This window comes from Streptomyces canus (assembly GCF_030815415.1).
Lineage (GTDB): Bacteria > Actinomycetota > Actinomycetes > Streptomycetales > Streptomycetaceae > Streptomyces > Streptomyces canus_F.
In genome coordinates, this window is the sequence record NZ_JAUSWW010000001.1 from 7,668,207 (window position 1) to 7,694,160 (window position 25,954).

General features: G+C 69.8%; 26 protein-coding genes and 1 pseudogene. 14 read left to right on the top strand and 13 right to left on the bottom strand.

Annotation, left to right across the window (positions count from 1 at the left end):
* Window positions 1–161: 161 nt before the first annotated feature.
* Window positions 162–1,151, top strand: coding sequence for a 2,3,4,5-tetrahydropyridine-2,6-dicarboxylate N-succinyltransferase (gene dapD / locus QF037_RS35445; RefSeq protein ID WP_307032295.1), 990 nt, complete (start codon window positions 162–164; stop codon window positions 1,149–1,151).
* 9 nt (window positions 1,152–1,160) lie between these two features.
* On the opposite strand, the gene QF037_RS35450 is transcribed toward dapD, so the two are convergent.
* Window positions 1,161–1,697: a hypothetical protein gene (locus QF037_RS35450; RefSeq protein ID WP_307032297.1), complete on the bottom strand. Its 537-nt coding sequence runs from the start codon at window positions 1,695–1,697 to the stop codon at window positions 1,161–1,163.
* Window positions 1,698–1,837: 140 nt separating this feature from the next.
* On the opposite strand from QF037_RS35450, the gene QF037_RS35455 reads away from it, so the two are divergent.
* Both QF037_RS35455 and QF037_RS35460 read left to right on the top strand, forming a co-directional pair.
* Window positions 1,838–2,398, top strand: coding sequence for a SigE family RNA polymerase sigma factor (locus QF037_RS35455; RefSeq protein WP_307032299.1), 561 nt, complete (start codon window positions 1,838–1,840; stop codon window positions 2,396–2,398).
* Window positions 2,395–3,645: a WD40 repeat domain-containing protein gene (locus QF037_RS35460; protein ID WP_307032301.1), complete on the top strand. Its 1,251-nt coding sequence runs from the start codon at window positions 2,395–2,397 to the stop codon at window positions 3,643–3,645. Before QF037_RS35455 ends, QF037_RS35460 begins: the two co-directional genes overlap by 4 nt.
* On the opposite strand, the gene dapA is transcribed toward QF037_RS35460, so the two are convergent.
* Window positions 3,646–4,560, bottom strand: a complete 915-nt coding sequence (gene dapA / locus QF037_RS35465) for a 4-hydroxy-tetrahydrodipicolinate synthase (protein ID WP_307032303.1) — start codon at window positions 4,558–4,560, stop codon at window positions 3,646–3,648.
* Between the two features lie 175 nt (window positions 4,561–4,735).
* Between dapA and QF037_RS35470 the strand changes: the two genes are divergently transcribed.
* The 4 genes from QF037_RS35470 (at window position 4,736) to QF037_RS35485 (ending at window position 6,521) form a co-directional block, all read left to right on the top strand.
* Window positions 4,736–4,870, top strand: coding sequence for a hypothetical protein (locus tag QF037_RS35470; RefSeq protein ID WP_307032305.1), 135 nt, complete (start codon window positions 4,736–4,738; stop codon window positions 4,868–4,870).
* Entirely contained in the window at window positions 4,867–5,559 is a 693-nt protein-coding gene (locus QF037_RS35475) for a hypothetical protein (protein ID WP_307032307.1), read from the top strand. Before QF037_RS35470 ends, QF037_RS35475 begins: the two co-directional genes overlap by 4 nt.
* 93 nt (window positions 5,560–5,652) lie before the next feature.
* Complete coding sequence (locus QF037_RS35480) at window positions 5,653–6,063, top strand: phage holin family protein (RefSeq protein ID WP_307032309.1); 411 nt, start codon at window positions 5,653–5,655, stop codon at window positions 6,061–6,063.
* Window positions 6,060–6,521, top strand: a complete 462-nt coding sequence (locus tag QF037_RS35485; protein WP_307032311.1) for a DUF3618 domain-containing protein — start codon at window positions 6,060–6,062, stop codon at window positions 6,519–6,521. The genes QF037_RS35480 and QF037_RS35485 overlap by 4 nt, the downstream gene beginning before the upstream one ends.
* A 296-nt stretch (window positions 6,522–6,817) precedes the next feature.
* On the opposite strand, the gene QF037_RS35490 is transcribed toward QF037_RS35485, so the two are convergent.
* A complete protein-coding gene (locus QF037_RS35490; RefSeq protein WP_307037525.1) occupies window positions 6,818–7,771 on the bottom strand; it encodes a YihY/virulence factor BrkB family protein in 954 nt (317 codons plus the stop codon).
* Between the two features lie 127 nt (window positions 7,772–7,898).
* Between QF037_RS35490 and QF037_RS35495 the strand changes: the two genes are divergently transcribed.
* The 3 genes from QF037_RS35495 (at window position 7,899) to QF037_RS35505 (ending at window position 9,946) form a co-directional block, all read left to right on the top strand.
* Window positions 7,899–8,537, top strand: a complete 639-nt coding sequence (locus tag QF037_RS35495) for an antibiotic biosynthesis monooxygenase (protein WP_307032313.1) — start codon at window positions 7,899–7,901, stop codon at window positions 8,535–8,537.
* Window positions 8,538–8,611: 74 nt separating this feature from the next.
* Complete coding sequence (locus QF037_RS35500) at window positions 8,612–9,208, top strand: ArsR/SmtB family transcription factor (protein WP_307032315.1); 597 nt, start codon at window positions 8,612–8,614, stop codon at window positions 9,206–9,208.
* A gap of 3 nt (window positions 9,209–9,211) precedes the next feature.
* Window positions 9,212–9,946 carry an SRPBCC family protein gene (locus QF037_RS35505; protein WP_307032317.1) on the top strand — a complete coding sequence of 245 codons (735 nt, stop codon included), beginning with the start codon at window positions 9,212–9,214 and terminating at the stop codon, window positions 9,944–9,946.
* 28 nt (window positions 9,947–9,974) lie between these two features.
* Here QF037_RS35505 and QF037_RS35510 read toward each other — a convergent pair whose 3' ends face one another.
* Window positions 9,975–11,804 (bottom strand): endonuclease/exonuclease/phosphatase family protein, encoded by a 1,830-nt coding sequence (locus QF037_RS35510; protein ID WP_307032320.1) that lies wholly within the window; start codon window positions 11,802–11,804, stop codon window positions 9,975–9,977.
* Window positions 11,805–12,075: 271 nt separating this feature from the next.
* On the opposite strand from QF037_RS35510, the gene QF037_RS35515 reads away from it, so the two are divergent.
* Window positions 12,076–13,512 (top strand): hypothetical protein, encoded by a 1,437-nt coding sequence (locus tag QF037_RS35515; RefSeq protein WP_307032322.1) that lies wholly within the window; start codon window positions 12,076–12,078, stop codon window positions 13,510–13,512.
* Window positions 13,513–13,587: 75 nt separating this feature from the next.
* Here the strand turns inward: QF037_RS35515 and QF037_RS35520 are convergent, their stop codons facing one another.
* From QF037_RS35520 to QF037_RS35530, 3 genes are all read right to left on the bottom strand, one after another.
* Window positions 13,588–14,034 (bottom strand): hypothetical protein, encoded by a 447-nt coding sequence (locus tag QF037_RS35520; protein WP_307032324.1) that lies wholly within the window; start codon window positions 14,032–14,034, stop codon window positions 13,588–13,590.
* 37 nt (window positions 14,035–14,071) lie between these two features.
* Window positions 14,072–15,232 carry a hypothetical protein gene (locus tag QF037_RS35525; protein ID WP_307032326.1) on the bottom strand — a complete coding sequence of 387 codons (1,161 nt, stop codon included), beginning with the start codon at window positions 15,230–15,232 and terminating at the stop codon, window positions 14,072–14,074.
* A 73-nt stretch (window positions 15,233–15,305) separates the two neighbouring features.
* A complete protein-coding gene (locus QF037_RS35530) occupies window positions 15,306–15,545 on the bottom strand; it encodes a hypothetical protein (RefSeq protein ID WP_307032328.1) in 240 nt (79 codons plus the stop codon).
* 287 nt (window positions 15,546–15,832) lie between these two features.
* On the opposite strand from QF037_RS35530, the gene QF037_RS35535 reads away from it, so the two are divergent.
* From QF037_RS35535 to QF037_RS35545, 3 genes and pseudogenes are all read left to right on the top strand, one after another.
* Complete coding sequence (locus QF037_RS35535) at window positions 15,833–17,290, top strand: alkaline phosphatase PhoX (protein ID WP_307032330.1); 1,458 nt, start codon at window positions 15,833–15,835, stop codon at window positions 17,288–17,290.
* Between the two features lie 452 nt (window positions 17,291–17,742).
* Entirely contained in the window at window positions 17,743–19,323 is a 1,581-nt protein-coding gene (locus tag QF037_RS35540) for a TROVE domain-containing protein (protein WP_307032332.1), read from the top strand.
* 583 nt (window positions 19,324–19,906) lie between these two features.
* Window positions 19,907–20,038, top strand: a pseudogene (locus tag QF037_RS35545) (1-aminocyclopropane-1-carboxylate deaminase); the annotation flags it as partial.
* A gap of 88 nt (window positions 20,039–20,126) precedes the next feature.
* On the opposite strand, the gene QF037_RS35550 reads toward QF037_RS35545, so the two are convergent.
* The 6 genes from QF037_RS35550 to QF037_RS35575 all read right to left on the bottom strand — a co-directional run bounded on the left by QF037_RS35550 (window position 20,127) and on the right by QF037_RS35575 (window position 25,946).
* A complete protein-coding gene (locus QF037_RS35550) occupies window positions 20,127–21,344 on the bottom strand; it encodes a TerD family protein (protein ID WP_307037527.1) in 1,218 nt (405 codons plus the stop codon).
* A 63-nt stretch (window positions 21,345–21,407) separates the two neighbouring features.
* Entirely contained in the window at window positions 21,408–21,632 is a 225-nt protein-coding gene (locus tag QF037_RS35555) for a hypothetical protein (protein WP_307032334.1), read from the bottom strand.
* A gap of 189 nt (window positions 21,633–21,821) precedes the next feature.
* Window positions 21,822–22,811 carry a zinc-dependent alcohol dehydrogenase family protein gene (locus tag QF037_RS35560; protein WP_307032337.1) on the bottom strand — a complete coding sequence of 330 codons (990 nt, stop codon included), beginning with the start codon at window positions 22,809–22,811 and terminating at the stop codon, window positions 21,822–21,824.
* Complete coding sequence (locus QF037_RS35565; RefSeq protein ID WP_307032339.1) at window positions 22,808–23,644, bottom strand: carbohydrate ABC transporter permease; 837 nt, start codon at window positions 23,642–23,644, stop codon at window positions 22,808–22,810. The genes QF037_RS35560 and QF037_RS35565 overlap by 4 nt, the downstream gene beginning before the upstream one ends.
* Entirely contained in the window at window positions 23,641–24,579 is a 939-nt protein-coding gene (locus QF037_RS35570; RefSeq protein WP_307032341.1) for a carbohydrate ABC transporter permease, read from the bottom strand. The genes QF037_RS35565 and QF037_RS35570 overlap by 4 nt, the downstream gene beginning before the upstream one ends.
* Entirely contained in the window at window positions 24,576–25,946 is a 1,371-nt protein-coding gene (locus QF037_RS35575; RefSeq protein ID WP_307032344.1) for an ABC transporter substrate-binding protein, read from the bottom strand. Before QF037_RS35575 ends, QF037_RS35570 begins: the two co-directional genes overlap by 4 nt.
* Window positions 25,947–25,954 lie beyond the last annotated feature (8 nt).

Genomic DNA, 25,954 nt, shown 5'->3' on the forward strand with positions numbered 1-25,954 from the left:
TGGACCGTCGTTGAGAAGCGGGACCGGCGCCCAGGGGCGCAACACCTGTGGGTGGGTGGGGGATGCTCCGAGTCCGTTCTCGCCCGGCGCGGCGGTTCGGTACCTGAGATGGTGTCTTGGCTGGTTGGCCTCTGTGGGTGTGGGGCGGTTAGGTTGCCCTCATGACCGATACGACTGCTTCTCGTACCACCGGCGCCGTGGCCGCCGGCCTCGCCACGATCGCCGCCGACGGCACTGTTCTCGACACCTGGTTCCCCGCGCCCGAGCTGACCGCGGAGGCCGGGCCGTCCGGTACCGAGCGGCTGTCCGCCGAGCGGGCCGTGGAGCTGCTCGGTGAGGGTGCCGCGAAGGCGATCGGGCCGGACGCCCGGCGTGGCGTCGAGGTGGTCGCGGTCCGTACGGTCATCTCCTCGCTGGACGAGAAGCCGACCGACACGCACGACGTCTACCTGCGCCTGCACCTGCTCTCGCACCGCCTGGTCAAGCCGCACGGCCAGAGCCTGGACGGCATCTTCGGCCTCCTCGCCAACGTCGCCTGGACCTCGCTGGGCCCGGTCGCCGTCGACGACATCGAGAAGGTACGGCTCAACGCCCGCGCCGAGGGGCTGCACCTCCAGGTGACCTCCGTCGACAAGTTCCCGCGCATGACGGACTACGTGGCGCCCAAGGGTGTCCGCATCGCCGACGCCGACCGCGTCCGCCTCGGTGCCCACCTCGCCGAGGGCACCACCGTCATGCACGAGGGCTTCGTCAACTTCAACGCCGGCACGCTCGGCACATCCATGGTCGAGGGCCGTATCTCCGCCGGTGTCGTGGTCGGTGACGGCTCCGACATCGGCGGCGGCGCGTCGACGATGGGCACGCTGTCCGGCGGCGGCAACGTCCGTATCGTCATCGGCGAGCGCTGCCTCATCGGCGCCGAGGCGGGCGTCGGTATCGCGCTGGGCGACGAGTGCGTCGTCGAGGCCGGCCTCTACGTCACCGCCGGCACCCGCGTCACCATGCCCGACGGCCAGATCGTCAAGGCCCGCGAGCTCTCCGGCGCCTCGAACATCCTCTTCCGCCGCAACTCGGTCACCGGCACGGTCGAGGCCCGGCCGAACAACGCGGTGTGGGGCGGGCTGAACGAGATCCTGCACAGTCACAACTGACGTCCGACGTCACGGTGAGCGCCCTTCCGCCGAGTGCGGGAGGGCGCTCGCCCATGTCCGCAGTGCCGTGAAGTCGTCCTCGCGCAGGCCGAGTCGGGGGTCGACGTGGTGGAGGAGGGCGGGGGCCGGGTGGTGACCGGTGACGTAGGTGGTGTCCGCCGGGGTCTGCTCGTCGTCGACCCAGGCGAAGGGGCGGCCTTCGGCGTACGCCACGATGGCCTGCGTCTTCCAGTGGATTCCGTCGGGGCGGTGGACGAGCAGGGAGTCGCCGAAGTCGACGTAGGGCAGCCGGGGGAGGCCGATGACCGGGGCGATCCACCGGTTGGCCGCGTCCATCCAGGTCGTCGCCCAGCACAGGTCGTAGGGGAGCGCGAGGAGGGCCGCGCCGTGGGACGGGTTGAGCCACACGCGCAGGGGGCGGCCCGGGTGCACGGACGCCCTGATCGTCGTACAGCCCTCGGGGCGGCGCTCGGGCTTCGCCGCGTACGGGTTGAGGGGGCCGTCGACGTCGAGGAAGAGGAGCGGGCGGGGGCGCGGGCGGCTCATCGGGTCACCGTACGGGAGGGGTCCCCGTGGGGCGGTCGAATTTTCTCGTACGCGCAGACATAGCGGGGTGCGGTCCCGCGCGTCACAAGGGGCACAGGGGGGCGGACATCGGGTCCACCCCGGGGGAAGAGAAGGTGACGATGGATGCCGAAGCGCAGGACAGCTTCCGGGAGTTCGTGGAGCACCGGTCGTCCGCGCTGCTGAAGACGGCCGTGCTGCTCAGTGGCGGGGACCGGCACACCGCCGAGGACCTGCTGCAGAACGCGCTGATCAAGGCGGCGGGCCGCTGGCACCGCATCGACGAACCCGAGGCGTACGTACGGCGGATCCTCTACCGGCAGCAGGTCAGCCGCTGGCGGCTGAAGTGGCCCAGACGTGAGCTGAGTGTCGCCGAGCCACCGGAGGGACGGGCGGACGCGGACGCCTCGTCCGCCGCCGAGCTGCGGCTCGTGATGCGCGGCGCGCTCGCCCGCCTCACCGCCCGGCAGCGCACCGTGCTCGTATTGCGCTATTTCGAGGACCTGCCCGAAGCCGAAGTGGCCCGCGTCCTGGGCTGCTCCGTCGGCACCGTACGGTCCACCGCCCACCGCTCGCTCGCCCGGCTGCGCACCCTCGCGCCCGAACTGGCCGCCCTGAGCGGTGGCGAGGACGTCCGGCAGCCGCCGGCTCATGACTGCACACCCGTGGAGGTACGTCCGTGAACGTCGAGGAACTCGTGCGTGACTCCCTGCGGGAGCTGGCCGTCGAAGAGGCGTCGGCGGGCCCGGGGTTCGCCGACCGGGTGCTGGCCGTCCGCCGGCGCCGCCGCACTCGCCGGCTCGTGGCCGTCGCCGTCGCCACCGCGGCCGTGGTGGCCGTCTCGGTGGCGGTGCCGCTGCTGAACGAAGGACGCGACGACGCACGCCCCGCGGGTGTCACGCAGCAGGACGGGATCAGCGCCCACCCCGACCAGTCGCCGCCGAGCGACCTGATCGCGGCCGGACGGTCCGCGCTCGCCGCGTACTGCACGACGGCGCTCGTGGCGAAGAACAAGAAGGAGGCGACCTACGAGCGGACCTACTGGCTGCTCGATCCCGACACCGGCAAGTACAAGAAGGACACCCGGTGGTCCTTCGTCGCCGTGGCACCGGGTCTGAAGACCGCCGCCGTGCTGGAGCGGACCCTGCCCGCCGCCCGGATCGGACTGCTCGACCTCGCGACGGGGGAGGTCGAGCGGTGGATCCCGGCCGGAAGGGGCGTCGCCGGGCTGGCGTTCTCGAACGGCGGGACCGAGCTGGTCGCCACGACGTACTCCGAGCACCCCGACTCGCTCGAGAAGTTCAAGAACGCCGAAGACAGCGAGGGCGCGTGGATGTCCACGCACAGGGTGAGCCGGACCGGGTTCCTCCTCCTGGACCTGGCTGAGGGGGGCGGGGGTATCTGGCACCGGGTCCCGAGTTCCTCCGCGGGTGGCCGCGCCGACTTCGCCTTCACTCGTGACGACAGGCACCTGTTCGCGGCCGGCGGAGGTCTCAGCACCCTCGTCCGGCCGAAGTTCTACGACCTGTCGGGCAAGGAGACCGCCGCGCCCGTGAACGAGAAGTACCTGCGCTGGGACGTGCCCGCGCGGCTGTCCCCGAACGGCAAGCTGGCCGCCCTCGGTCTGGCGGAGGAGGTCGAACCTGCCATCGCCCCGGGGCACAGGACCACGGCCGGCAAGTCGTACTCCTTCATCAAGGATCCCCTCACCGGCAAGGAGATCACCAAGGTCCGCGGCGCCGAACTGCTCGCCTGGGTCGACAACCAGCGGCTCATCGCCTGGGAGCGGACCAGCGGTCTGGACGAGGCGTACGAGGACCGGCTCGTGCTGGTCACGATCGGCAGCGACAAGGTCGTACCGCTGAGCGGAGTCCGCGAGCATCCGGAGACCGACCCGGAGCCGTGGGAGGCCGTCTTCGCCGAGCGCTGATCAGCCGGCCGTCAGCTCCTCGTAGGCCGCCCGCAGCCCGTCGACCGCATCCCGGCCGGCGGGCAGCAGGGGTGCGCGGACCGGGCCCGCGGGCAGGCCCAGGTCGTTGAGGAGGGCCTTCACGGTGACCGTGCCGGGCAGGCCCGCCGACATCGTCAACTCGACGAGGGGCGTGGCGCGTTGTTGGAGACGGGCCGCCTTCGCCGTTTCGCCCGCGTCGAACAGGTCGAGGACCGCGCGGAGTTGAGCGGGGACGAGGTTCGCGACAGTGCTCACATAGCCCGCACCGCCCACCGCGTACAGGGCGAGGTTGTGTTCGTCGCAGCCCGCGTAGTACGCCAACTCCGTGCGGGAGATGACCTTCTGGGCGGCGAGGAAGTCGTAGGAGCAGTCCTTCACCGCCACGATCCGGGGGTGTTCGGCGAGACGGATCAGGATGTCGGGCTCGATACGGGTGCCGGTCCGGCCCGGGATGTCGTAGAGCGTGATCGGCAGACCGGTGGAGTCCGCGATCTGGCGGAAGTGCGCCTCGATCGCCTCCTGCGGGGGCTTGCTGTAGTACGGGCTGACCACCAACAGGCCGTCCGCGCCCGCCTTTTCGGCCTCCAGGGCGAGTTCGACGGTGTGCCGGGTGTCGAAGGTGCCGACGCCCGCCAGGACCGACGCCCGCTCGCCCACCGCCTCCCGCACCGCCCGGACGAGCTGCGCCTTCTCGGCGTCCGTCGTCGTGGGCGACTCACCGGTCGTCCCGGAGAGCACCAGCCCGTCGCAGCCCTCCGCCACCAGCCGCTCCGCGAGCCGCTGGGCACCGTCCAGGTCGAGGGAGCCGCCCTCGGTGAACGGCGTGATCATGGCGCAGAGGGTGCGGCCGAAGGGAGGGGCGGGGGGAGGGGTGGAGGCAGAGGAGTACGTCATGGGGGTAGTCTCGGCGGAGCCATCGTGAAGCTCCACTTAATTCTTCTACGATGTATTGATAAGCGATACTAAGGGGTTGCTGGTAGTGAGCGATGCCGGGGCCCTATGTCCAAATCGGCACTTCATGGGTCACCATGGCCAGGACGGTCATCGGCCCCTGGTCATGGGAGGCGTCATGAAGCTCGGTAAGGCACTCGCCACCGGAGTCGCGGAAGAGCGGCCGCAGGCGCACGAGCAGGAACCCGAACTCGAACTTCCCGAAGAGATCAAGGAACTGAAGGCGCCCGAAGAGGTCCCGGCCGCCCGATGAGGCTGCGGCTTCCGGAGGAACGCCCGACGGAGCCGCCGACCGGATACAAGATCGCCCACCCGGTGCTGTCCCACGACGGCACCCGGGCCGGGTTCACCGGTGTGTCGCTGGGCGGCGCGCTGCCGTACGGAGTCGTGGCCGACGCGTCCTGCGTCTACGGCCTGCGGCACCAGGCGCCGCACCGTCGCTGCGACTGCGGCTTCCACTGTGTGCACGACCGCTCGACGGCCGAGTCACTGCTGTGCACGGCCGAGCACCGGGCGGCCGTCCTGCTCGAGGTCTCGGTCATCGGCCGCTACCTCCGTTTCGAACGCGGCTTCCGCTATGCCCGCCAGCGGATCCGGGTCGCCACCGTGGGCCCCTGCACCTGCGGCACGGTCGCCTCGGCGCTGGCCGACGCCGGCTGGGGCCGCCCTGGCTGGCGCGCGCTCGCGCCCTCGTGTGCGGGGTGTCTGCGGGGTCGTACGTCCGTCTCGCTCGCGTCGTTCGCGCGGCTGGCGGGGGAGGGGCTGCGGGTGGTGGCGGGGAGTGGGGCTGCGGGGTGTGGGGTGGCGGTGGCGGATGTCGTTGCCGACGGCCTCGGTGTGCCCGAACTCGCTGCGGAGGCGGCCTTGCTGCAGGCGCGGCTGGACTGGTTCCAGAGCCAGCTGGCGAGGCTGGGGGAGCGTGGGAAGGGCGGGGAAGGCTAGAGCGACGGTCCGGTGACCGAACTCGCGAAACAGCGCTTGTGGGGGCCGCAACCGGGTACTCGTCCGCTCCGAACCAGAGAGGAGGCGGACATCGTGACCCACTCCACGGCCCCCGGCCCGACCCAGCACTCCGTGGGTGAACTCGTCGGACAGGCCACCGAACAGCTCTCTCAGCTCGTACGACAGGAAGTGGCCCTCGCCAAGGAGGAGCTGGCCGAGAAGGGCCGGCGCGCAGGCCGCGGCGGCGGGCTGCTCGGCGCCGCCGGCGCATTCGCCTACGCCGGTCTGCTCGCCCTGGCGGGTACGGCGACCGCCGCGCTCTCGCTGGCGCTGGCCGTCTGGGCCGCGGCGCTCATCGTGACGGCGGTGCTGTTCGTGATCGCGGCGGTGCTTGCCGCTCGTGGTCGCGCACAGTTGCGCCGCGCCGCACCCCCCACGCCCGAGGAGACCCTCGGCAGCGTCAGGGCCGATGTCGAGGAGATCAGGGAAAGGGCACACCGATGACGGACAAGACGACGCCGGGCGTGGCGGACGGGGCCAAGAGCCCCGAGGAGCTGCGTCGGCAGATCGAGGAGACGAGGGGCCAACTCGGCGACACGGTCGAGGAGTTGGCGGGCAAGGCGGATGTGAAGGGGCGGGCCATGGCGCGTGCCGCGGATCTCAAGGACAAGGCCGGTGCGATGACCGTGCAGCTGCGCAGCAGTGCGGCTGAGGCCGGTCACGCCGTTCAGGACCGGGCGAGCCGGGCGGGGCATGCCGTGCAGGGCCGGGCGAGCGAGGTCGGGCACACCGTGCAGGACAAGGCGTCGCATGCGGGTCATGCCGTTGAGCACAGTGTGCCGCGGCCTGTTCGTACCGTCGTCCAGGCTGCGCTGCGGAATCCGCGGCCGGTGCTGGTCGTGGGGGCGGTGGTGGGTGCCGTGGTAGTGGAGGAGATGGTACGGCGGCGGAACGGACGCTAGCGGAGCGAGAAGTTGTGTGGCGCTGGCCGGGTGAGTGCAGCCCGGCCGGCGTCGGCGTGCCGGGGTGGCGGTGGGGTGCGCGCCGGGTTCTTCTCGCCCCCGCCGCCCCTACCCGTCCCATCCCTGGGGGCTGCGCCCCCAGACCCCCGCTGTCGGCCCTGAACGGGCCTCGTCCTCAAACGCCGGACGGGCTGGAACACCTGGACCGGCGTTGAGAGGTGAAGCCCCTGTGGGCCTTGGCCTCGGACGCCGGGGATGGTGCGGCCTTGGCCTCGGATGCCGGACCGGCGTTGTGGTCACTGCTCCCGGGCCGCTCGCCACTTCGGGGGCCATTTTCGGGTGTCCCGGGGCTCGACGTACGGTTCCTCCGTCGGGGGGCGGCCGTCGGTGATGGCTCGTTCTCGGGCCAGTTCGGCGTCGAATTCCAGGCCGAGGAGGATGGCGAGGTTGGAGAGCCAGAGCCAGACGAGGAAGACGATGGCGCCTGCGAGGGTGCCGTAGGTCTTGTTGTACGAGCCGAAGTTGGCCGCGTAGACGGCGAAACCGGCGGAGGCCGCGAGCCAGATCAGGGTGGCGAGGCAGCTGCCGGGGGAGATCCAGCGGAAGCCGCGGCCGCGGACGTTGGGGGCGGCCCAGTACAGCAGGCCGATCATCAGCACCACAAGGATCAGCAGGACCGGCCATTTGGCGATGCCCCACAGGGCGATCGCCGCGTCCCCGAGCCCGATCGCCGTGCCCGCCCGTTCCGCCAGCGGGCCGGTGAACACCACGATCACCGCGCTGGCGGCGAGCATGAGCATCAGGGCCACGGTCAGGATCAGCCTGAGCGGCGTCAGTTTCCACACCGGGCGGCCCTCGGGGAGGTCGTACACCGCGTTGGACGTACGGATGAACGCGGCGACGTAACCGGACGCGGACCACAGCGCGGCCAGCAGGCCGAGCAGCGCGAGCACGCTCCCCGTGCCTCCCGAGTCGCTCAGTTGCACCACCGCGTCCCGCAGGATGTCCCGCGCCGGACCCGGGGCCAGGTCCCCGATGTTGTCGAGGATCTTGTCGGTGGCGCTGCGCCCCGCCACCCCCAGCAGGGACACCAGGACGAGCAGCGCGGGAAACATCGACAAGACGCCGTAGTACGTCAACGCGGCCGCGCGGTCGGAGAGTTCGTCGTCCAGGAACTCCTTCACCGTGCGCCGCGACACCGCCCGCCAGGAACGCGCGGGCAATTCGGAGGGGCTGTCCTTGTCGGCCATGAGCAGGCGGGTCTCCTGAAATTCCGTGGCCAAGCACGGGCTTGACCTGAATCTTGGTTGAGGTTGGAGGGTGGGGCCCACACCGATCGCGAGCGATCACAAGCGATCACGAGTGAGGGAGTCCGCCATGACCCGTCGTACCCTCGACCACCCCGCCCTGACCGACCCCCGAGTCGGCGCCCCCTTCTTCAGTACCTGGCGCGTGGGCAGCCCCGAGCGGCAGCGCGACACCGTCGAGGCCATCGCCCGCACCTGGGAGCGCAGGCCCTGGCCGACCCCCGATCTGCGCTCGTACCACGTCTACACCGGCCATGACACGGGCACGCTGCTCCACCACTCGCAGTGGACGAGCGAGGCGGCGTACGAGGCCTTCGTCAAGACGCACCGGCAGGAGCGGGTCGACGAGATCGACACCGCCGTGCCCGGCATCGAGCGCCTGTGGCTCGGCCGCTACCGGCGCTACCGCAGTGCCGTCCGGGAGGGCGACGCGCGGGTGCCGGGGTGCATCGTGATCGTCGACGTGGAGTTCGAGCCGAACCCGCACCCCGGAGGCATCTCCGGCCACTTCCACCTGAGCACCGACGGCACCCGGGTCCTGAACTACGCCGGATGGGAGAGCGCCCGGGCCCACATCGACGCCATGGCCGCCCCCGGGGACGGCATCGGCTCGGCGAGCGCCCTCTGGGAGCGCGTCCAGACCTGGCCGGGGCTCAAGAGCAGCACGGTCAGCCGGTACGACCACGCGCTGGGGCTCGTACCCGAGTGACCCGGCTGACGGGGACCATCACCGAAGACTATTCTCTCCTGGACAAAAAAAGTTTTCGGTGAGACGGTGGACGCATGCTGGACGTGACCGTGATCGAGGACCCCGAGGCCGCAGCCGTCTCGCTGGACCCCATAAGGGCCAGGCTGCTCGCCGAGCTCGCCGCCGGACCCGCGTCGGCGGCGATGCTCGCCGGCAAGGTCGGGCTGCCCCGGCAGAAGGTGAACTACCACCTCAAGGCGCTGGAGCGGCACGGCCTGGTCGAGCTGGCCGGGGAGCGCCGCAAGGGCAACGTCACCGAACGGCTGATGCGGGCGACGGCCGCGTCGTACGTCATCTCGCCGCTCGCGCTCGCCTCCGTGCAGCCGGACCCGGACCGCTTCCGCGACCAGCTCTCCGCGCGCTGGCTGCTCGCGCTCGGCGCCCGGCTGGTGCGGGACGTCGGGCAGCTGATCACCGGTGCGGCAAAGGCGCGCAAGGGGCTCGCCACCTACGCCCTTGACGGCGAGGTGCGGTTCGCGTCAGCCGCCGAACGTGCCGCGTTCATCCAGGAGTTGACCGCAGGAGTCACCGCGCTGATCCGCAAGTACGACGCCCCGGAATCCGAGGGCGGCCGGGACCATCGGATCGTCGTGGCGGTCCATCCCACCCTCAAGCAGACCGAGTTGGAGTAGATCATGTCCAAAGAGTTCGAGATCGTCCGCGAGTTCGAGGTCGACGCCACCCCGCAGCAGGTGTGGGACGCCGTCACCACGGGCACCGACGGCTATCTGTGGCCGATGGAGCCACCAGAGCCCAAGGTCGGCGGCAAGGGACCCTTCGGCTCCACCGTCACCGCCTGGGACCCGCCCCACCGCTACACCAACCGGGTCGAGAACGTGGACGGCATCTCCGAGCAGACCATGAACCAGCTCGACTACACCGTCGAGCCGCGCGACGACGGCCGCCGCGCCTGGGTGCGGTATGTGCACAGTGGGATCTTCGTCGACGACTGGGACAACCAGTACGACGGCGCCGCCAAGCACACCGACTTCTATCTGCACACCCTGCGCGAGTACCTCACCCACTTCGCGCCCCGGCCCGCCGCCTTCGCGACCTTCGACGGACCTGAGGCGTCGAAGGCCGCGGACGCGCTGGAGGCCGTCGCTCGGGCGCTCGGGCTCGGGGAGGGCGTGGCCGCCGGGACCTCGGTGCGGGTCCACGGGCCCGACGAGTTCGACGCCGTCGTCGACTTCCGCAACCCCTACTTCATCGGGCTGCGCACCGAACGGGGACTCACCCGGATCTTCGGACGCAACCACTGGGGATACCCGGTCGGTGTCTCCCTGCACGACTTCACGCCGGGTGACGACATCAAGGAGTGCGAGGCGGCCTGGCAGGACTGGTTGAACGGGTTGTTCAACCAGTCCTGAGCCCTGATGACTTCATGGGCTACGGCGCTTACGGCTGGAAGCGCAGCACCTGCGGGTCGTGGTCGCTGATCTGGTCGTTGAACTCCGAGTTGACGTGCACGCTGTCGTACTCGAAGTCGCAGGACTTCCGGATCGAGGGGCTGACCAGGATCTGGTCCAGGACCTGGGCGTTGCCCTGGTAGACGTACGAGTAACGCTCGCTCTTCGGCAGCGACTTGATCGCCGACCAGAGGGCGCCGTCGCTCTCCAGGATCTTGGCGGTGTCGGAGAACTCGAAGTCGTTGATGTCGCCGAGGGCGATGACGTCCGCGTTCTTCTGGGTGGCCAGGACGTCCTTGACGAACGCGTTCACCGCGGTCGCCTGGAGGTGGCGCTGGGTCTCCGAGCTGCGCGGCACCGGCTGGTACTGCGAGGTCAGGCCGTAGTCGCCGCCCTTGGAGTTGAAGTGGTTGGCGATCACGAAGACCGTCCTGCCACGGAAGACGAACTCGCCGACCAGCGGCTTGCGGCTGTTCGCCCAGGCCGCGTCGGCCGGGTCGATACGGCCCGGGGAGACCGTCAGCGCGGCCTTGCCCTTCTCCTTGGTGACACCGACGGCCGTGGTGGCGTCGCCGCCCGCGCGATCGGTGAAGGAGACCCGCTCCGGGTTGAAGAGGAACACCTGGCGGATGTTGCCGCCGGGCTCGCCGCCGTCGGTGCCGTTCGCCGGGTCGATGGAGCGCCAGTCGTACGCCGGGCCGCCCGCGGCGACGATGGCGTCGATCAGCTTCCGCACCGTCTGGTCGGCGGCGACCGTGCCGTCGTTCGTCGCGCCGTTGTTGTCCTGGATCTCCTCCAGGGACACGATGTCGGGCGACTGGAGGTTGTGCACGATCGCGGCGGCGTGCTCGGCGAAGGTGTTGTCGGACGGGTCGAGGTTCTCGACGTTGTACGTCGCGACCGCCAGCTCGCCCTTCTTCTGCTTCTCGGTCGTCTCACGGGCCACGCCGGCGCTCTTCAGTGTGCCGATCGTGTTGGCGACGAGCGTGTAGCCGCCGAACTGGTTGTAGTCCAGCGGGCCGGAGGTGGCGCCCGTCAGGACGTCACCGACGTTCGCCTTCGGGAAGGCGGAGGTCGCGCCGAGGGACTGGATCTGGATGCGGCCCGTGTTCTGGGAGTCGTAGGAGCCGTAGACAGTGCCGCCGCGGCGGTTGGCGTTCTCGCTCGGCTTCACCGTGACCCAGAGCTCGGTGTACGGGTCGGTGGCGCCGGTCACGCGGGCGTCGGCGACCTGGACGTTCTCGCCCTCCAGGGACTCGTAGTAGTCCAGGGCGTACTTCGACGGCTCCAGGGTCAGGCCGTTGACGGAGTTGTTCGCGGCGCTGTCGCCCGCCGGGGCGTACGCGGCCGGCACCGACTTGGCGCCGATGACCTTCGCGGCCGGGACGGCGTTGCCGCTGGAGACGACGGTGAACGTCGGCTTGGTGATCTCGGTGATCGACTGGTTGCCGGAGGCGGCGCCGGCCGGGACGAACTCCGAGACCGTGCCCGAGACCGTGACGAGGTCGCCGACGGCGACGCCCTTCGGGGTGGAGCTGGTGAAGACGAAGACGCCCTCACTGGTGGCCGGATCGGCGTCGGCGTTCGGGTCCTGGATCCAGAAACCCTTGGAGGAGCCGTAGGTGCGGATGCCGGTGACGATTCCGGACACATCCGTGACGGCCTTGCCCGCGTACGGGGATATGCGCGTGGTGCCCTGAATGTCATGGATGGCCACGGAGTCCGCGTGCGCGGGAGAGGTCAGGACGATGGTGGACGCCGCGGAACATACGGCGGCGACGGTGAGCGCGGCGAGGCGCGCAGAGGACTTGCTCGGCAACGGAATCCCTCCGGGGACGTGCATAGCGCCGGGACGAGGGTGAAACGTGTGTGGAGCCGAACCGGTGGGGCGGTGCGACGCGCGTAGAAAATTACAGTGAACACATGTCCAGCAGATTTCTACGCGCGTAATCTCCTGCCTGGTCAGGCCACTTGTCAAGGTTTCGGCCATGTACGCGGCCCGACGGGTAGATGAACCGGGCGGCATGGGTGGAAATCCGTCTAGGCTGAGCGGCTGAGTGGTCACGCCGCGTCTCTAGGAGAACCAGCCGATGTCAGACAGCTCCCCCTTGCCGCCGGTGCGGCTGCATCCCGAAGCGGAGCTGGCGCGGGACGCGTTGTCCACGCCGTTGCTGTCCCGGGCCGCCCGGCTCGCCCGCTGGGCCGGCCCCGACACCCGCGTCGACGCCGGCGGCGAGCTCGTCGAGGAGCAGCTGCCCGCCGCCGCCGAGCTGCTCGGCCTGACCGGGGACGACGCCGCCGCCTGGGCGAGCGAGGCCTGGCGGGTCGCCCTCGACACCGGGCTGGTCGAGATCACCGACGAGGAAGCGGGCACCGTCGCCGCGGGCGAGGAGCTCGGCCTGCTCACCGGCGGCGCACCGCACGACGTGCTCGCCGTGTGGCAGACGGCGCTGGAGACGGTGCTCGCCGACGCGAGCGTGCCCGACCTGGACGACCTGGTCGACGCGGTGAACCCGGAAGAGGGGGTCACGGAGATCGACTTCTCCTCGCTGGACTGGGACCCGGAGGCGGAGGCCGAGTTCCTCGACGGTGTGCTCGGCAACCTGTATCTGCTGAGCGTCAACGAGGAAGGGCCCGGCGACGGACCCGTGCCGCTGCCCGCGCTCGCCGCCTCGATGATCGTGCCCAGCGACATGGGGGAGCCCACCAACGACGTCCTGGAGCAGGTCTCCGACGCGATGATGCGCCTCGACGACCAGTTCCGGCTCCTGGAGCCGGTCGGTCTGGTCGAGTACCAGCCCGTCGACGAGGCGCTCATGGCCGACGCCGACGAGGAGCCCGCCGCCCCGGTCGACGACACCGACGTGTCCCGGTACGGCATGGTGCGGCTCACCCCGCTCGGCCTGTACGGGCTGCGGGCGCGGCTGCAGGAGGCCGGATTCCCGGCGCCCGCCGTCGGGGACCTCGCCGACAAGGGCGCGGACGCGCTCCTCGACGGCACCGCCCACTTCCCGCCCGCCGCCGCCCAGGCCGAGACCGAACAGTGGCTGGCGCGACGCGAACCCCTCGCCGCGGCACGGGAGTTGCTGGCGGCCGCGCGGGGCGGGGACGCCGGGGCGCCGCTGCGCAGGCTGCGCTGCCAGCAGGCGTTGTCGCTGGTGGGCGCTACTGCCGAGCCCGCCCTGCGGGAAGTGCTCGAGGACGCGGAGCTCGGCGGTCTGGCCCGGGTCTGGCTGAGCGAGCAGGGCGCCTCCGACGTTCCGCCGCCGTCCGAGGCGATGATCTTCTGGCTGACCGTGGACACGGTTGCCGCGCAGCTCGCGGCCGAAGGCAACTCCGATGAACTGAGGGCGCTGGTCGAGGGGCTGGCCCAGCAGCACAGCGGGTTCTTCTCGGCGGCCTGGCGGGTGGATCACCCGGCGACCGCGGATGTGCTGGAGGCGATGGGGCGGCTGCATCCGGACAAGAAGATCGCGAAGGAAGCGCGGAAGGCGGCCTTCAAGGCGCGTTCCCAGCAGGGGAGTTGACGCGGCTGTGGCGGGGAGGTCGCTGACCTCCCCGCCACCGCACTCAGTCGTTCACCGCTTCAGCGGTTCACTGCCTCAGCAGTGGTACCTCGTCGTGTGCTTGAACGACGACGTCGCCCCGTTGAAGCCGTACGTACCCCGGTAGGCGGGCGGGTTCTGGAACTCGCCGACGAGGGTCATCGTGTTGGCGCAGGAGCCCTGGCCGGTGCGCTTCGCGTCCAGGCGAATCGTTTCGCCCACGAAGCCGCCCGTGATGTCCCAAGGGGCGCCGCAGATACCGGAGGTGATCTTGCCGCCGGTCACGACGTGCGGGTAGGTGTTGGGGTTGTACTTCACCTCGATGCCGAAGGTCACCGCCCCGTTGTGCAGTTCCAGCTTGGCGGACGTGGAGACCGCCTCGGCGGACACGTCCTGCGGTGCGGCGAACGCCTCGTCACGCGTCTTGACTTCCGCGCCCTGGGGATTGTGGAAGCGGTGTTCGGAGCCGGCTTGGCTCTTCTGCCGCTTGGCCTGCGTGGTCATGCTGATTCCCTCTTCCCGTACGGGTATTGAGTGACCGTCAGGCCAGCTGCTCGGCGATTTCCACCCGCAGCAGTGCGCGAACGTTCTCGATGTGGTTGGCCACGGTGACGACCGAGGAGCCCGCGAAGAGCAGACCGGTCGCGACGTTGTCGAGGGAGGTCACCAGCGAACCGGAGTCGCCGCCCGCCGAGATGGTCGTCGTCAGGATCTGGTCCTTGAACCGGGCCGTTCCCGCCGTGCCGTAGTTGACGTCGATCGTGGCGTCGGTCGCGATGATCCGGCCGAAGCTGATGTTCGTCGTACGGCCGGTCTTCTTCACCAGATCGCCGACCGCGACGTTGGCCTTGCGCCGCCAGGCGCGCGGCGTACCGCTGAAGTACTGCTCACGGGTGGCGTCCTGGAACTCCACCGCACCGAGCGCGCAGTCCACGACGTTGTTGTGGCGCTCCACCGGGATCTGCGGCGCGAACTGGATCGGGATGAACCGGTCCAGGGTCGCGATCCGGTCCGCCGGGTCCGTGCCGCCGTCGAACGCTCCGGGCTGCAGGATCGAGCTGCCCAGCTGCGCACGGTTGGAGTCGGCCAGCACGTGGTTGTTGGAGAGGATGTAGAACTTCGACGGTGTGCCGAGGCCGGGACCCGGCGGGTCCACGGAGGCGCCCGGCAGGAAGTCGTACACCACGCTGCCCAGCGTGCCCGCGGTCACCCGTACGTTGCCGACCGAGAAGCCGGAAGGGGACGGGCGCATACGGCGCTTGAGAAGCTGCGGTTCGAACTGTCCGAGTCCGCTGAGCTCTTCCAGCAACGGCTGTGAGAGGCCCGCGAGTTGCTCGGCCACGCTGCCGTCGGACCGGTAGGAGGCGCTGCGGTCCTCGGAGCGGCCCGAGGCCCTGCGCTGCTGCTGACGCTGCGCGGCGACATGGCCGACCGCGATCACGTCGGTGGGGGTGCCGTCGTCCATCACCTGCGGGATGACATCCCGCTCGGGAAGCTGGGACTCCGGAACCTTCTGGGTCACGAACACCAGCACGGCTGCCTCGCCCGTGGGCTGTCCGTCGATCCACTTCACGCCGTGACCGAAGCCTACGACGTTGGCCAGCGGCGACTGCGCCCGCAGGAAGTCTGAATTCGCTTGCTGGCGGGAGCTGTCACTCAGCTGACCACCAGTCGGTCCTCGCATCATTTCGGGCTGGCTCACGCCAGGCCACCTCTTCAGTTTTCGTCTCTGGGTTCCTTACGGGCCGGCGGCGCGGTGACTCAGCGCACAAGGCTCACAAGTCCTCTCCCTGGGCGCTCACTTCACCGATCGCGAGCACGCGCACCGGTACGCCGTCGAGCTCGTCCGGAACCACGTCTTCTTGAAGGAGCCGGGCACGGGGCACTTTCCGGGTGACGAAGACGATGATCACGTCCTGTCCCGAGTGCTCGTCCCTCCCGGTGCCGACCCCACTCACATTGGCCAGCTTCATGAGCCGGCCGTCATGGAGGCGACTCACCCGCTTTGCGTCCATCGGGCTCGCCTCCCCTTCGGGTGGTGTGCACTTCCGGTCTATGTCCCGGGGCTTCGAGAGTCAAGGCATTCTGAAATGAATCACGAATTTCGTTACGATTCACCCCTGTTGACCTTTATTACGAAGATTATTCCGCCCATTGGCTCGAACAGAGGCGGTCTGGCGGATTCACGGAAGCGGGGCCCTCGCCGCCGCCCCCTGTTCAGCTTCCGTTCAGACGCGGGCGAAACGGTGGCGCCGACCGAGGTCCCCCACCCTCCAGGCCACCCACCGTCACAGGAGACACCATGTCGCTCACCCGCAGGGACTTCGCCGCGAAATCCGCGCTCACCGGCGCCGGGGTCGCGCTGGCCGGCAGCGTCGGCGCCCTCGCCACCGCGCCCAACGCACTCGCGGCCACCGACATCGAGAGCCAGGGAGCGGAGGCCGCGGGCGGCCACGGCGGTGTCGGCTACGGGCCGCTGATCCCCGACCCCGGCGGCATCCTCGCGCTGCCCGCCGGATTCAAGTACCGCGTCATCACCTACAGCGGGAAGACCAAGCTGGAGTCCGGCGAGACCACGCCCTCCAACCACGACGGCACGGCCACCTTCGCGGGGCCCCGCGGCACCACCCTCCTCGTCAACAACCACGAGCTGAAGGGCCCGCGCGCCAACTGGAAGTACCCCGTGCCGCTCACCGAGGGGCTCGTCTACGACCCCGCCGCGTCCGGTGGCTGCACCGTCGTCGAGGTCCGCCCCGACGGACAGATCGCCGAGTGGGTCGGCATCGCCGGCACCTCCACCAACTGCGCGGGCGGCACCACCCCTTGGGGCACCTGGCTCACCGGCGAGGAGACCGAGGACAAGGCCGGCCAGAACGGCATGACCAAGGACCACGGCTACGTCTTCGAGGTCGACCCCGCCGACCGCCGCGCCAACCGCGACCCCCGGCCCGTCAAGGCGTTCGGCCGGTACGCCCACGAGGCGGTCGTCATCGACCCCAAGCGCGGCCACGCCTACCTCACCGAGGACGCCTCGGGCCCGAGCGGCCTCCTCTTCCGCTGGACCCCGCCGGAGGGCTTCCGGCACGGCCGCGGCAAGCTGCGCACCCTCGCCGACGACGCCGGCGTCCTCCAGGCGTTCAAGTGCTTCGACTCCGGCGGCAAGTTCGTCGACGACCTCTCCCGCGCCACGAAGACCGGCACGGTCTACGGCGTCGACTGGATCGACGTCCCCGACCGCGACGCCAAGGCGGTGCCCGTCCGCAAGCAGTTCACCGACGGCCAGGTCACCCGCGCCCGCAAGCTGGAGGGCATGTGGTGGGGCGACGGCGGCACCTACATCGTCTCCTCCTACGCCCGTGACGAGAGCCCCGTCCAGCACGACGGCCAGGTCTGGTTCTACGACCCCAAGCGCCGCACCCTGATGTTGAAGGTCCTGCTGGGCGTCAACCCCGACCCCGCTGATTCGTCGGCGGTTGGCGCCTTCGACGGCCCCGACAACATCACCGTCTCTCCCTACGGCGGCCTCGTCATCGCCGAGGACGGCGAGGGCGTCCAGCATCTGTTCGGCGCCACCGACAGCGGCCGCACCTACCCCATCGCCCGCAACGAACTCAACATCGGCACCGAAGAGGAGCCCGAGTACAGCGAGTTCACCGGCGTCACCTTCTCGCCCAGCGGCCGGACCCTGTACGCCAACATCCAGACGCCCGGAATCATGCTCGCCATCACCGGACCCTGGAAGCGCCAGAAGCGCGGGTAATTAATTCGCTCGCCCGTTCCGCGGCCGCCCTCCTACAGTGATGAACGTCCAGGTGCGAAGGCAGGACCTACTTCCACTGATAATGGGGCGGCCGCGGGTTCGAGTCCCGCCACCGGTACAACGCGCCGGTGTAGCTCAGGGGTTAGAGCACCTAATGTCGGTTCCGCCGACCTGAACTCTGGACACCACAACTTCATGCACCTCCCGGTGCGAAGCATTTGATCTCGGGGAGGCGCAGCTCAAGGTGGGTGCCCGGTGCGCAGGCAGCGGATACTTCGGGAACTGGTGGGGGCGAGTCCCTCGTGCGGGTTCGAATCCCGTCATCGGCCCAGGGCCGGTGTGGCGGAACGGAAGACGCGCCAGTTAAAGCAACCGCAGTCGACTTCGACCTCGGACACCCTCCTTTTGTTGCGCCTCCCTCCGAAAAGACAATGAATTCGGGGGAATTCACCATGGCGCGATTCAACAAGAAGGCGGCACGAGCTCAGCCCACCTCGCGTGTCACCTCCACCGGACGAGTGCTCCGGTCGTACGAGGGCGGCCGCGGTCATGAGCGGGACGCGCGTTCCGAACTCTTTCTGCTGGCGATCGCCAACTTCGTCTCGCAGCAGACCTTCTACGAGTCCGGCGCCGACCGTGACGACCGTTACGTGCGCCTCGTCCGGCAGCTCGCCGTCGAGGACCCCGCGTGGACGGCCGGCCTGCTCGGCTGGCTGCGCGGCGAGGGCAACCTCCGTACGGCCTCGATCGTGGGCGCCGCCGAGTACGTCAAGGCACGCCTGGACGCGGGCGTCACCGACGGCCCGGCCAACCGGCAGGTCATCGCCTCGGTGCTGCGGCGCCCGGACGAGCCCGGCGAGCTGCTCGGGTACTGGACGGCGACGTACGGCCGCGCGGTGCCCAAGCCCGTCAAGCGCGGAGTCGCCGACGCCGTACAGCGTCTCTACAACGGCAAGTCGCTGCTGAAGTACGACACCGCGTCCAAGGGCTACCGCTTCGGCGACATCCTGAACCTGGTGCACGCGGCGCCCGACGCGGACAAGCCGTGGCAGGGCGAGCTGTTCCGGTACGCGCTCGACCGCCGGCACAACCCGGACACGGCCGTGCCGCCCGCGTCGAACACCGTGCTCACCGCGCACCGCGAGCTGATGGCGCTGCCGGTCGAGCGGCGGCGTGCGGTCGTCACGTCCGAGGGCGGCGCCGAGCGGCTCGCGGCGGCCGGGATGACGTGGGAGGCGCTGGCCGGATGGCTCCAGGGCCCGATGGACAAGGCGGCCTGGGAGGCCGTGATCCCGTCCATGGGCGCCATGGCGCTCGTCCGCAACCTGCGCAACTTCGACCAGGCCGGTGTCTCGGACGAGGTCGCGGCCCAGGTCGCGGCGCGCATCAGCGACCCGGCCGAGGTCGCGCGGTCGCGGCAGTTCCCCTTCCGGTACCTGGCCGCGTACCAGCACGCGCCCTCGCTGCGCTGGTCGTACCCGCTGGAGCAGGCGCTCGGCCACTCGCTGGCCAATGTGCCCGCGCTGGCCGGCCGGACGCTGGTCCTGGTCGACCGTTCGGGCTCGATGTGGGCGCGGCTGTCGGACCGCTCGGAGCTCAACCGGGCCGACGCGGCGGCGATCTTCGGCACGGCGCTGGCGCTGCGGGCCGAGCAGGCGGACCTCGTCGAGTTCGGTACCACGAGCCGGAACCTGGCGTACGACAAGGGCGAGTCGGTGCTGAAGATCCTGGGCCGCTTCGGTGACCTGGGCGGCACCGACACCACCTCGGCGGTCCGTGCGCACTACCGGGGGCAGGACCGGGTGCTGATCGTCACCGACGAGCAGTACACGTTCAACCGGCACGGTGACCCGACCCAGCAGGTCCCCGCCCATGTGCCGGTCTACACCTGGAACCTCGCCGGCTACCGCGCGGGCCACGGCCCCTCGGGCAAGGCGAACCGGCACACCTTCGGGGGCCTGTCGGACGCGGCTTTCCGGATGGTGCCGTTGCTTGAGCGCGGGGTTTCTGGCCGTTGGCCATGGCTTGAATAGAATTTCGTGCGCCCATATGTTCGTGGGCCATGAATAAGAGTGTCTGCTCCATCGCCGGTTGTGTCCGGCCTCGAAAGGCGCGCGGCTGGTGCGGTGCGCACTACCGGCGATGGGCGGTCCACTGAGACCCGAACAAGAAAGTGAAGGCTTGGACGCCGAAGGGGACCCCGTGCGGCTTCGACGGTTGCGAACAAGACCGCCGAGGGGGCGCGCGGGGGGTACTGCCGTAGACACTATGCCCGGCTCATGCGTCGAGGTGAACTGGCAGCTGTCGGAGCGCAACATGGTGGTCAGGAGATGCGACTGTGCAAGCGCGATGACTGCGGAGAGCGCTTCAGTATCCATCGTTCCTCGAACAAGCGCTACTGCTCTCCCGGTTGCAGATGGTCCTGTCCCAAACTGCGCATGCTGCTGCAGCTAGGCACGGCGAAGCACCGGCTGTCGGACGTTGATGAGACTGCACGTAAAACGATCTGCTCAGTATGCGGCCCCACTCCAATTCGGCGGCGGACAGCGATCGAAGGCGCCGAGGTGGAGGCACGTTGGCGATGCCGAACCGCAGAAAGAGCGCGGGAATGGGCTCGTGTACGAGGGGAAGTCCATGGCCGGCCTCGTCGATCTCGTGGAGCGCGGGGAGATCGGGCGGGACTCCACCGTCCTGTACGCCCACCTGGGCGGGCAGCCCGCGCTGAACGCCTACAGCGCGCTCTTCTGAGCCGCGACGGGCTGCGGTGGACCGGATCGGCGGACCGGATCGGCGGTCGGGTCCGGCCGGGGGAGGACGCCGGCCGGACCCGTGACGACTAAAGGGCCTGAGCGGCCGGCTTCACCATTCCGCGGACCGTGCGGGACTTCACGAAGTCGCCCATCGCCGTCATCTCCCACTCGCCGGAGAACTGGCGGATCAGCTTGGCCATCATCACGCCGGTCTGGGCCTCGGCGCCGGTGAGGTCGAAGCGGACGAGTTCCTCGCCGGTCGTGGCGTCCAGCAGCCGGCAGTAGGCCTTGGCGACCTCGGTGAACTTCTGCCCGGAGAAGGAGTTGACGGTGAAGACCAGTCCGCTGACCTCCTGCGGCAGCCGTCCGAGGTCGACGGTGATGACCTCGTCGTCGCCGCCGCCCTCGCCGGTGAGGTTGTCGCCGGAGTGGCGGATGGCGCCGCCCACGATCTGGAGTTTGCCGAAGTAGCAGCTGTCGACGTGGTTGCGCTGCGGGCCGTACGCGATGACCGAGGCGTCCAGGTCGATGTCCTTGCCGCGGTACGCCGGCTCCCAGCCGAGGCCCATCTTGACCGAGGAGAGCAGGGGGCGGCCGCCCTTGACGAGGGACACCGTCTGGTTCTTCTGGAGGCTGACGCGGCCCTTGTCGAGGTTGATCTTCCCCGCGCCGGGCGCGTGCGCGGGCGGCGGCGGGGTCGCCGGAGTGGTCATCGGCGGGGCGGGCGGGGTCACGGGGGTCTGGACGGTGGGCTGCGGCGGGGCGACGGGGGTGACGGGGGCGGCCGGCTGGGGCGGAGCCACGGGGGCCGGTTCCTCCACGCTCACGCCGAAGTCGGTGGCGATGCCGGCCAGGCCGTCGGCGTAGCCCTGGCCCACCGCGCGTGCCTTCCACGCGCCGTTGCGCAGGTAGATCTCCACGACCACCAGCGCGGTCTCGGCGGCGAGCTGCGGGGGAGTGAAGGTGGCCAGGACGGCGTTGTCGTCGGCGCTGCGGATCGTCGCCGTCGGTTCGACGCCCTGGAAGGTCTGGCCGGCGGCGTCCGGGCTGGCGGTCACGACGATCTTCTCGATGCCGGGCGGGAGCGCGGCGGTGTCGACGACGATCGCGTCCGGGGCGGTGCCGCCGCCGGAGCGGTACGTCACGCCCGGGCCGTTGGGCTGGTTGTAGAAGATGAAGTCGTCGTCGGAGCGCACCTTGCCGTCGGCGGTGAGCAGCAGGCCCGATACGTCGAGCCGCACCGGGGCGGCGACGTCCACCGTCACGCGCGCGGTGGAGAGAGGGATGTTCGAGCCGGGGGTCATAGCTGTCATGCCCGGTGAACGATCGAGCCCGCTTTGCCGTTCCCTTACCTGCGACCGATCGGGTCAGCGGCGGTTTCTGGGGTGGTTGCGGGCGGTGCGCTCATTTCCTCGCTTGTAGTTTCCGGTCCAGCGGGCCATCACGAGCTGGGGATCGGAGGAGGACTCGACCTCGGCGAGGAACTGGGCGGCTCTGGGGCCGTGGAGGGTGGTGGCGGGGCGGTGGTGGTGGGTGATGTGGACGGTTCCGTTGGTGTGGGCCTCGTAATGGAATCCCTGGGGGCTTGGCATGCCGGGATGGTAGGGGGCCGGTGGGGGCGGGCCCCAACGGTTTTTCGCCCCCGCCGCCCCTACCCGTCCCGTCCCTGGGGGCTGCGCCCCCAGACCCCCGCTGTCGGCCCTGAACGGGCCTCGTCCTCAAACGCCGGACGGGCTGAAAAACAAAGAACGGCACGCCCCTGGGGCGGGGACGGGTAGGGGCTACGGCACCACCACGATCTTCCTGCCCACGCCCGCCGCGAACTGGCTCAGTGCCTCCGGGTACCGGTCCAGGGGGATGCGGTCGCTGATGAAGATCTCGGGGTCGAGGACGCCGTTCGCGAAGAGTTCCGCCGCGCGTTCGAAGCTGTGCAGGACCGCCATCGAGCCGGTGATGGTGATCTCCTGGTTGTAGATGCGGTACGGGTCGATCGTGACGCGCGTCGCGTAGTCGGCCACGCCGAACTGGAGGAATGTGCCCGCCTTGGCCACCCGCTCCAGCCCGTCCTGGATCGCCGCCGCGTTGCCCGTCGCGTCGACGACCACGTCCCAGCCCTGCGGGCGCTCGAGCTCGTCCGCGTTCGCCGCCGAGGACGAGACGCCCAGCCGGCGGGCCGTCTCCAGGCGGGCCGGGTTCACATCCACCACGTCCACGCTCGCCGCACCGGTCCGCTTCGCCAGCTCCAGCATCATCAGCCCCATGGTTCCGGAGCCGTAGATCAGGACGTGGGCGCCGAGGCGGGACCGCAGGACGTCGTAGCCGCGTACCGCGCACGACAGCGGTTCCACCAGGGCCGCGTCCTGCGTGCGGACATGTTCGGGCAGCTTCACGCAGTTCGCCACCGGGGCCACCGCGTACTGCGCCGCGCCTCCTGCCGTGGTCACACCGATCGCGGCCCACCGTGCGCAGAGGTTGTTGTGGCCCGTACGGCAGTACCGGCACTCGTAGCAGTACAGCGAGGGATCGACCGCTACCCGGTCGCCGACCGCGACCTCCGTGACCTGGGTACCCACCCCCACCACCTCGCCCGCGAACTCGTGCCCCGGCACGATCGGCAGCTTCGGCGCGAACTCGCCCTGGAGGATGTGCAGGTCGGTACCGCACAGACCGCACGCGGCGACCTCGACGACGACCTCGCGCGGACCCGGCGTCGGGTCCGGGACCTCGGCGACGACGGCACGGCCCACGGACTCGATGACGGCGGCCTTCATTTCACGGCTCCCAACGACAGACCCTGGACCAGCTTGTCCTGGGCGGCGAACCCCGCGGCGAGCACCGGCAGGGAGATGACGAGCGACGCGGCGCACACCTTCGCCAGGAACAGGCCCTGGCTGGTGATGAAGCCGGTCAGGAAGACGGGGGCGGTCTCCGCCACCACGCCGGTCAGGACCCTCGCGAACAGCAGCTCGTTCCAGCTGAAGATGAAGCAGATCAGCGCTGTCGCGGCGATTCCCGGGAGGGCGATCGGGGCGACCACGCGCGCCAGGATCGTCGGGAGCCGCGCGCCGTCCACCCTGGCCGCCTCGATGATCGCCACCGGCACCTCGGCCAGGAACGACTGCATCATCCAGACCGCGATCGGCAGGTTCATGGAGGTGTAGAGGATGACCAGCAGCCAGATGTTGTCGAGCATGTCCGTGTTCTTGGCGAACAGGTAGATGGGCAGCAGCCCCGCCACCACCGGCAGCATCTTCGTCGACAGGAAGAAGAACAGGACGTCCGTCCACTTCTTCACCGGGCGGATCGACAGCGCGTACGCCGCCGGGAGCGCCAGGAGCAGGACGAAGGCCGTCGACGCCAGCGACGCCACCGTCGAGTTGATCAGCGAGGGCCAGGGGCTGGCGCCGCCGCCCGTACCGAAGAACTCGCGGTAGCCGTCCAGGGTGAGGGCGGCTCCGAAGGAGGGGGGATTCGTCGCCGCGTCCGTCTCCGAGTGGAAGGACGTCAGGGCCATCCATGCGATGGGGAGGAAGAACGCCACTCCCAGGAACCAGGCCAGCAGGCCCAGGCCAACGCCCTTACGGCGTACGGTCGTTGCACTCATGCCCGACCCGCCTCCTCACGGAACAGGGACGACACCACGCGCAGGGCGAAGGTCGCGATGATGATCGAGCCGATGACCACCAGGACGCCCGCGGCCGAGGCGAGGCCGTTCTCGTGGGCCTGGTAGAAGCTCTGGTAGACGGTGTAGGGGAGGTTGGCGGTGCCGAGGCCGCCCGACGTGATCGTGAAGATCGCGTCGAAGTTCTGGACGATGTAGATCGAGCCCAGCAGAGCGCCGAGTTCGAGGTAGCGGCGCAGGTGCGGGAGGGTCAGGTAGCGGAACATCTGCCACTCGCTGGCGCCGTCCACCTTCGCCGCCTCCATCTGCTGCTGGTCGCGGCTCTGCAGGCCGGCCAGCAGGATCAGCATCATGAACGGCGTCCACTGCCAGACGAGAGAAGCTTCGACGGCGAGCAGCGGGGTGGTGGAGATCCAGTCGGGCTGTGGGCCGCCCACATAGTGCAACAGCCCATTGAGCAGACCGTATTCAGGGTTGTAGAGCACATGCTTCCAGAGCAGTGCCGCGGCCACGGGGACCACCAGGAAGGGGGCGATGAGGAGGGTGCGGACCACGCCACGGCCCCGGAACTTCCGGTCGAGGAGCAGTGCCAGAGCCAGGCCGAGCACCAGGCTGACCAGCACCACGGTGGCCGTCAGCAGGACCGTCGTCCACACCGAGCGGCGCAGGGCCTCGTCGGTCAGGACCTGTTGGTAGTTGTCGAGGCCGGTGAAGTGCCGGGCCTTCGGGTACAGGGCGTTCCAGTCGAAGAACGAGATCACCAGCGTGGCCACGAACGGGAGCTGGGTGACCACGATCATGAAGATCAGGGCGGGCAGGAGCGGGGCCCGGGTGGCCCAGTTGCGCAGACGGGCCGACGGCTGACGGGTGGTGCGTACGGGAGTGGCGGCTATCGGAGCCGTTGTCGTCGCTGTCATCGTCCCTCGTACTCCTCGGAGATCTTCTCGGCGAGCCGCTGGGACTTCTTCAGCGCCGACTCGACGGACTGGCGTCCGGCGATGGCCGCGCTGATCTCCTGGGAGACCTTGGTGCCGAGATCGGTGAACTCGGGGATGCCGACGAACTGGATGCCGGGCGCGGGACGCGGCTGCACCCCCGGGTCGTTGGGCCGCGCGCCTTCGATGGCCTCCTTGGTCATCTCCTGGAAGGCGGCGGCCTCTTTGACGTACGCCGGATTCGTGTACGTCGACGCGCGCTTGCCGGCCGGGACGTTGGACCAGCCGATCTGGTCGCCGACCAGCTGTTCGTACTGTTTGCCGGAGGCCCAGGACACGAACTTCCAGGCCTTGTCGGGGTTGCGGGAGGCGTCCTGGATGCCCCAGGCCCAGGTGTAGAGCCAGCCGGAGGACTGCGTCTCCTCGACGGGGGCGGGGGCGTAGCCGATCTTGCCCTTGACGGGGGAGTCGTTCGCCTCCAGGGAGCCGGCGGCGCTCGTGGCGTCGTACCACATGGCGACCTTGCCCTGGGTCATGTTGTTCAGGCACTCGGCGAAGCCGGACTGCGGTGCTCCCGACTCGCCGTGCTCACGGACGAGGTCGACATAGAACTTGGTCGCCTTCTCCCACTCGGGGGAGTCGAGCCGGGCCTTCCAGTTCTGGTCGAACCAGGTGCCGCCGAAGGTGTTCACGACGGTCGTCAGGGGCGCCATCACCTCGCCCCAGCCCGGCAGTCCGCGCAGACAGATGCCCTTCATGCCGGACTCGGCGCCGTCCGCCTTCGCGGCCAGGTCGGCCACCTGGGTCCAGGTGGGGTGGGCCGGCATCGTCAGGCCCGCCTTCGCGAAGACGTCCTTGCGGTACATCAGGAAGGAGGACTCGCCGTAGAAGGGCTGGCCGTAGAGCTTGCCGTCGTCGCCGGTCAGGGACTGGCGCATCGGCTTGAGGACGTCCTGTTCGTCGTATGCCGGGTCCTTGGCGACGTAGGAGTCCATCTCGTGCAGCCAGCCGTTGCGGGCGTAGATCGGGATCTCGTAGTTGGAGAGGGTGGCGACGTCGTACTGGCCGGCCTGGTTGGCGAAGTCCTGGCTGATCTTGTCGCGGACGTCGTTCTCGGGCAGGACGGTGAAGTTGACCTTGATGCCGGTCTCTTCGGTGAAGCGGGGGGCGAGTTTCTGCAACTCGGTCATCTGGGGGTTGTTGACCATGAGGACGTTGATCGAGTCGCCGCCCGCCCCCGCCCCGCCGGCTCCGACCCAGCAGCCGGAGAGCAGCGGGGTGAGCAGCGTCCCTGCGGCGGCCAGGGCGAGCGTGGCTCGCGGTGGCCGTCGTCGGCTCTGGGTTCGCATGGATCGCT

What these genes read in the sequence shown, in the direction of transcription:
- dapD (WP_307032295.1), top strand. Translation starts at nt 162, where the DNA reads ATGACCGATACGACTGCTTCTCGTACCACCGGCGCCGTGGCCGCCGGC.
- QF037_RS35450 (WP_307032297.1), bottom strand. Translation starts at nt 1,697, where the DNA reads ATGAGCCGCCCGCGCCCCCGCCCGCTCCTCTTCCTCGACGTCGACGGC.
- QF037_RS35455 (WP_307032299.1), top strand. Translation starts at nt 1,838, where the DNA reads ATGGATGCCGAAGCGCAGGACAGCTTCCGGGAGTTCGTGGAGCACCGG.
- dapA (WP_307032303.1), bottom strand. Translation starts at nt 4,560, where the DNA reads ATGACGTACTCCTCTGCCTCCACCCCTCCCCCCGCCCCTCCCTTCGGC.
- QF037_RS35470 (WP_307032305.1), top strand. Translation starts at nt 4,736, where the DNA reads ATGAAGCTCGGTAAGGCACTCGCCACCGGAGTCGCGGAAGAGCGGCCG.
- QF037_RS35475 (WP_307032307.1), top strand. Translation starts at nt 4,867, where the DNA reads ATGAGGCTGCGGCTTCCGGAGGAACGCCCGACGGAGCCGCCGACCGGA.
- QF037_RS35485 (WP_307032311.1), top strand. Translation starts at nt 6,060, where the DNA reads ATGACGGACAAGACGACGCCGGGCGTGGCGGACGGGGCCAAGAGCCCC.
- QF037_RS35490 (WP_307037525.1), bottom strand. Translation starts at nt 7,771, where the DNA reads ATGGCCGACAAGGACAGCCCCTCCGAATTGCCCGCGCGTTCCTGGCGG.
- QF037_RS35495 (WP_307032313.1), top strand. Translation starts at nt 7,899, where the DNA reads ATGACCCGTCGTACCCTCGACCACCCCGCCCTGACCGACCCCCGAGTC.
- QF037_RS35500 (WP_307032315.1), top strand. Translation starts at nt 8,612, where the DNA reads ATGCTGGACGTGACCGTGATCGAGGACCCCGAGGCCGCAGCCGTCTCG.
- QF037_RS35505 (WP_307032317.1), top strand. Translation starts at nt 9,212, where the DNA reads ATGTCCAAAGAGTTCGAGATCGTCCGCGAGTTCGAGGTCGACGCCACC.
- QF037_RS35515 (WP_307032322.1), top strand. Translation starts at nt 12,076, where the DNA reads ATGTCAGACAGCTCCCCCTTGCCGCCGGTGCGGCTGCATCCCGAAGCG.
- QF037_RS35520 (WP_307032324.1), bottom strand. Translation starts at nt 14,034, where the DNA reads ATGACCACGCAGGCCAAGCGGCAGAAGAGCCAAGCCGGCTCCGAACAC.
- QF037_RS35530 (WP_307032328.1), bottom strand. Translation starts at nt 15,545, where the DNA reads ATGGACGCAAAGCGGGTGAGTCGCCTCCATGACGGCCGGCTCATGAAG.
- QF037_RS35535 (WP_307032330.1), top strand. Translation starts at nt 15,833, where the DNA reads ATGTCGCTCACCCGCAGGGACTTCGCCGCGAAATCCGCGCTCACCGGC.
- QF037_RS35540 (WP_307032332.1), top strand. Translation starts at nt 17,743, where the DNA reads ATGGCGCGATTCAACAAGAAGGCGGCACGAGCTCAGCCCACCTCGCGT.
- QF037_RS35550 (WP_307037527.1), bottom strand. Translation starts at nt 21,344, where the DNA reads ATGACCCCCGGCTCGAACATCCCTCTCTCCACCGCGCGCGTGACGGTG.
- QF037_RS35555 (WP_307032334.1), bottom strand. Translation starts at nt 21,632, where the DNA reads ATGCCAAGCCCCCAGGGATTCCATTACGAGGCCCACACCAACGGAACC.
- QF037_RS35560 (WP_307032337.1), bottom strand. Translation starts at nt 22,811, where the DNA reads ATGAAGGCCGCCGTCATCGAGTCCGTGGGCCGTGCCGTCGTCGCCGAG.
- QF037_RS35565 (WP_307032339.1), bottom strand. Translation starts at nt 23,644, where the DNA reads ATGAGTGCAACGACCGTACGCCGTAAGGGCGTTGGCCTGGGCCTGCTG.
- QF037_RS35570 (WP_307032341.1), bottom strand. Translation starts at nt 24,579, where the DNA reads ATGACAGCGACGACAACGGCTCCGATAGCCGCCACTCCCGTACGCACC.
- QF037_RS35575 (WP_307032344.1), bottom strand. Translation starts at nt 25,946, where the DNA reads ATGCGAACCCAGAGCCGACGACGGCCACCGCGAGCCACGCTCGCCCTG.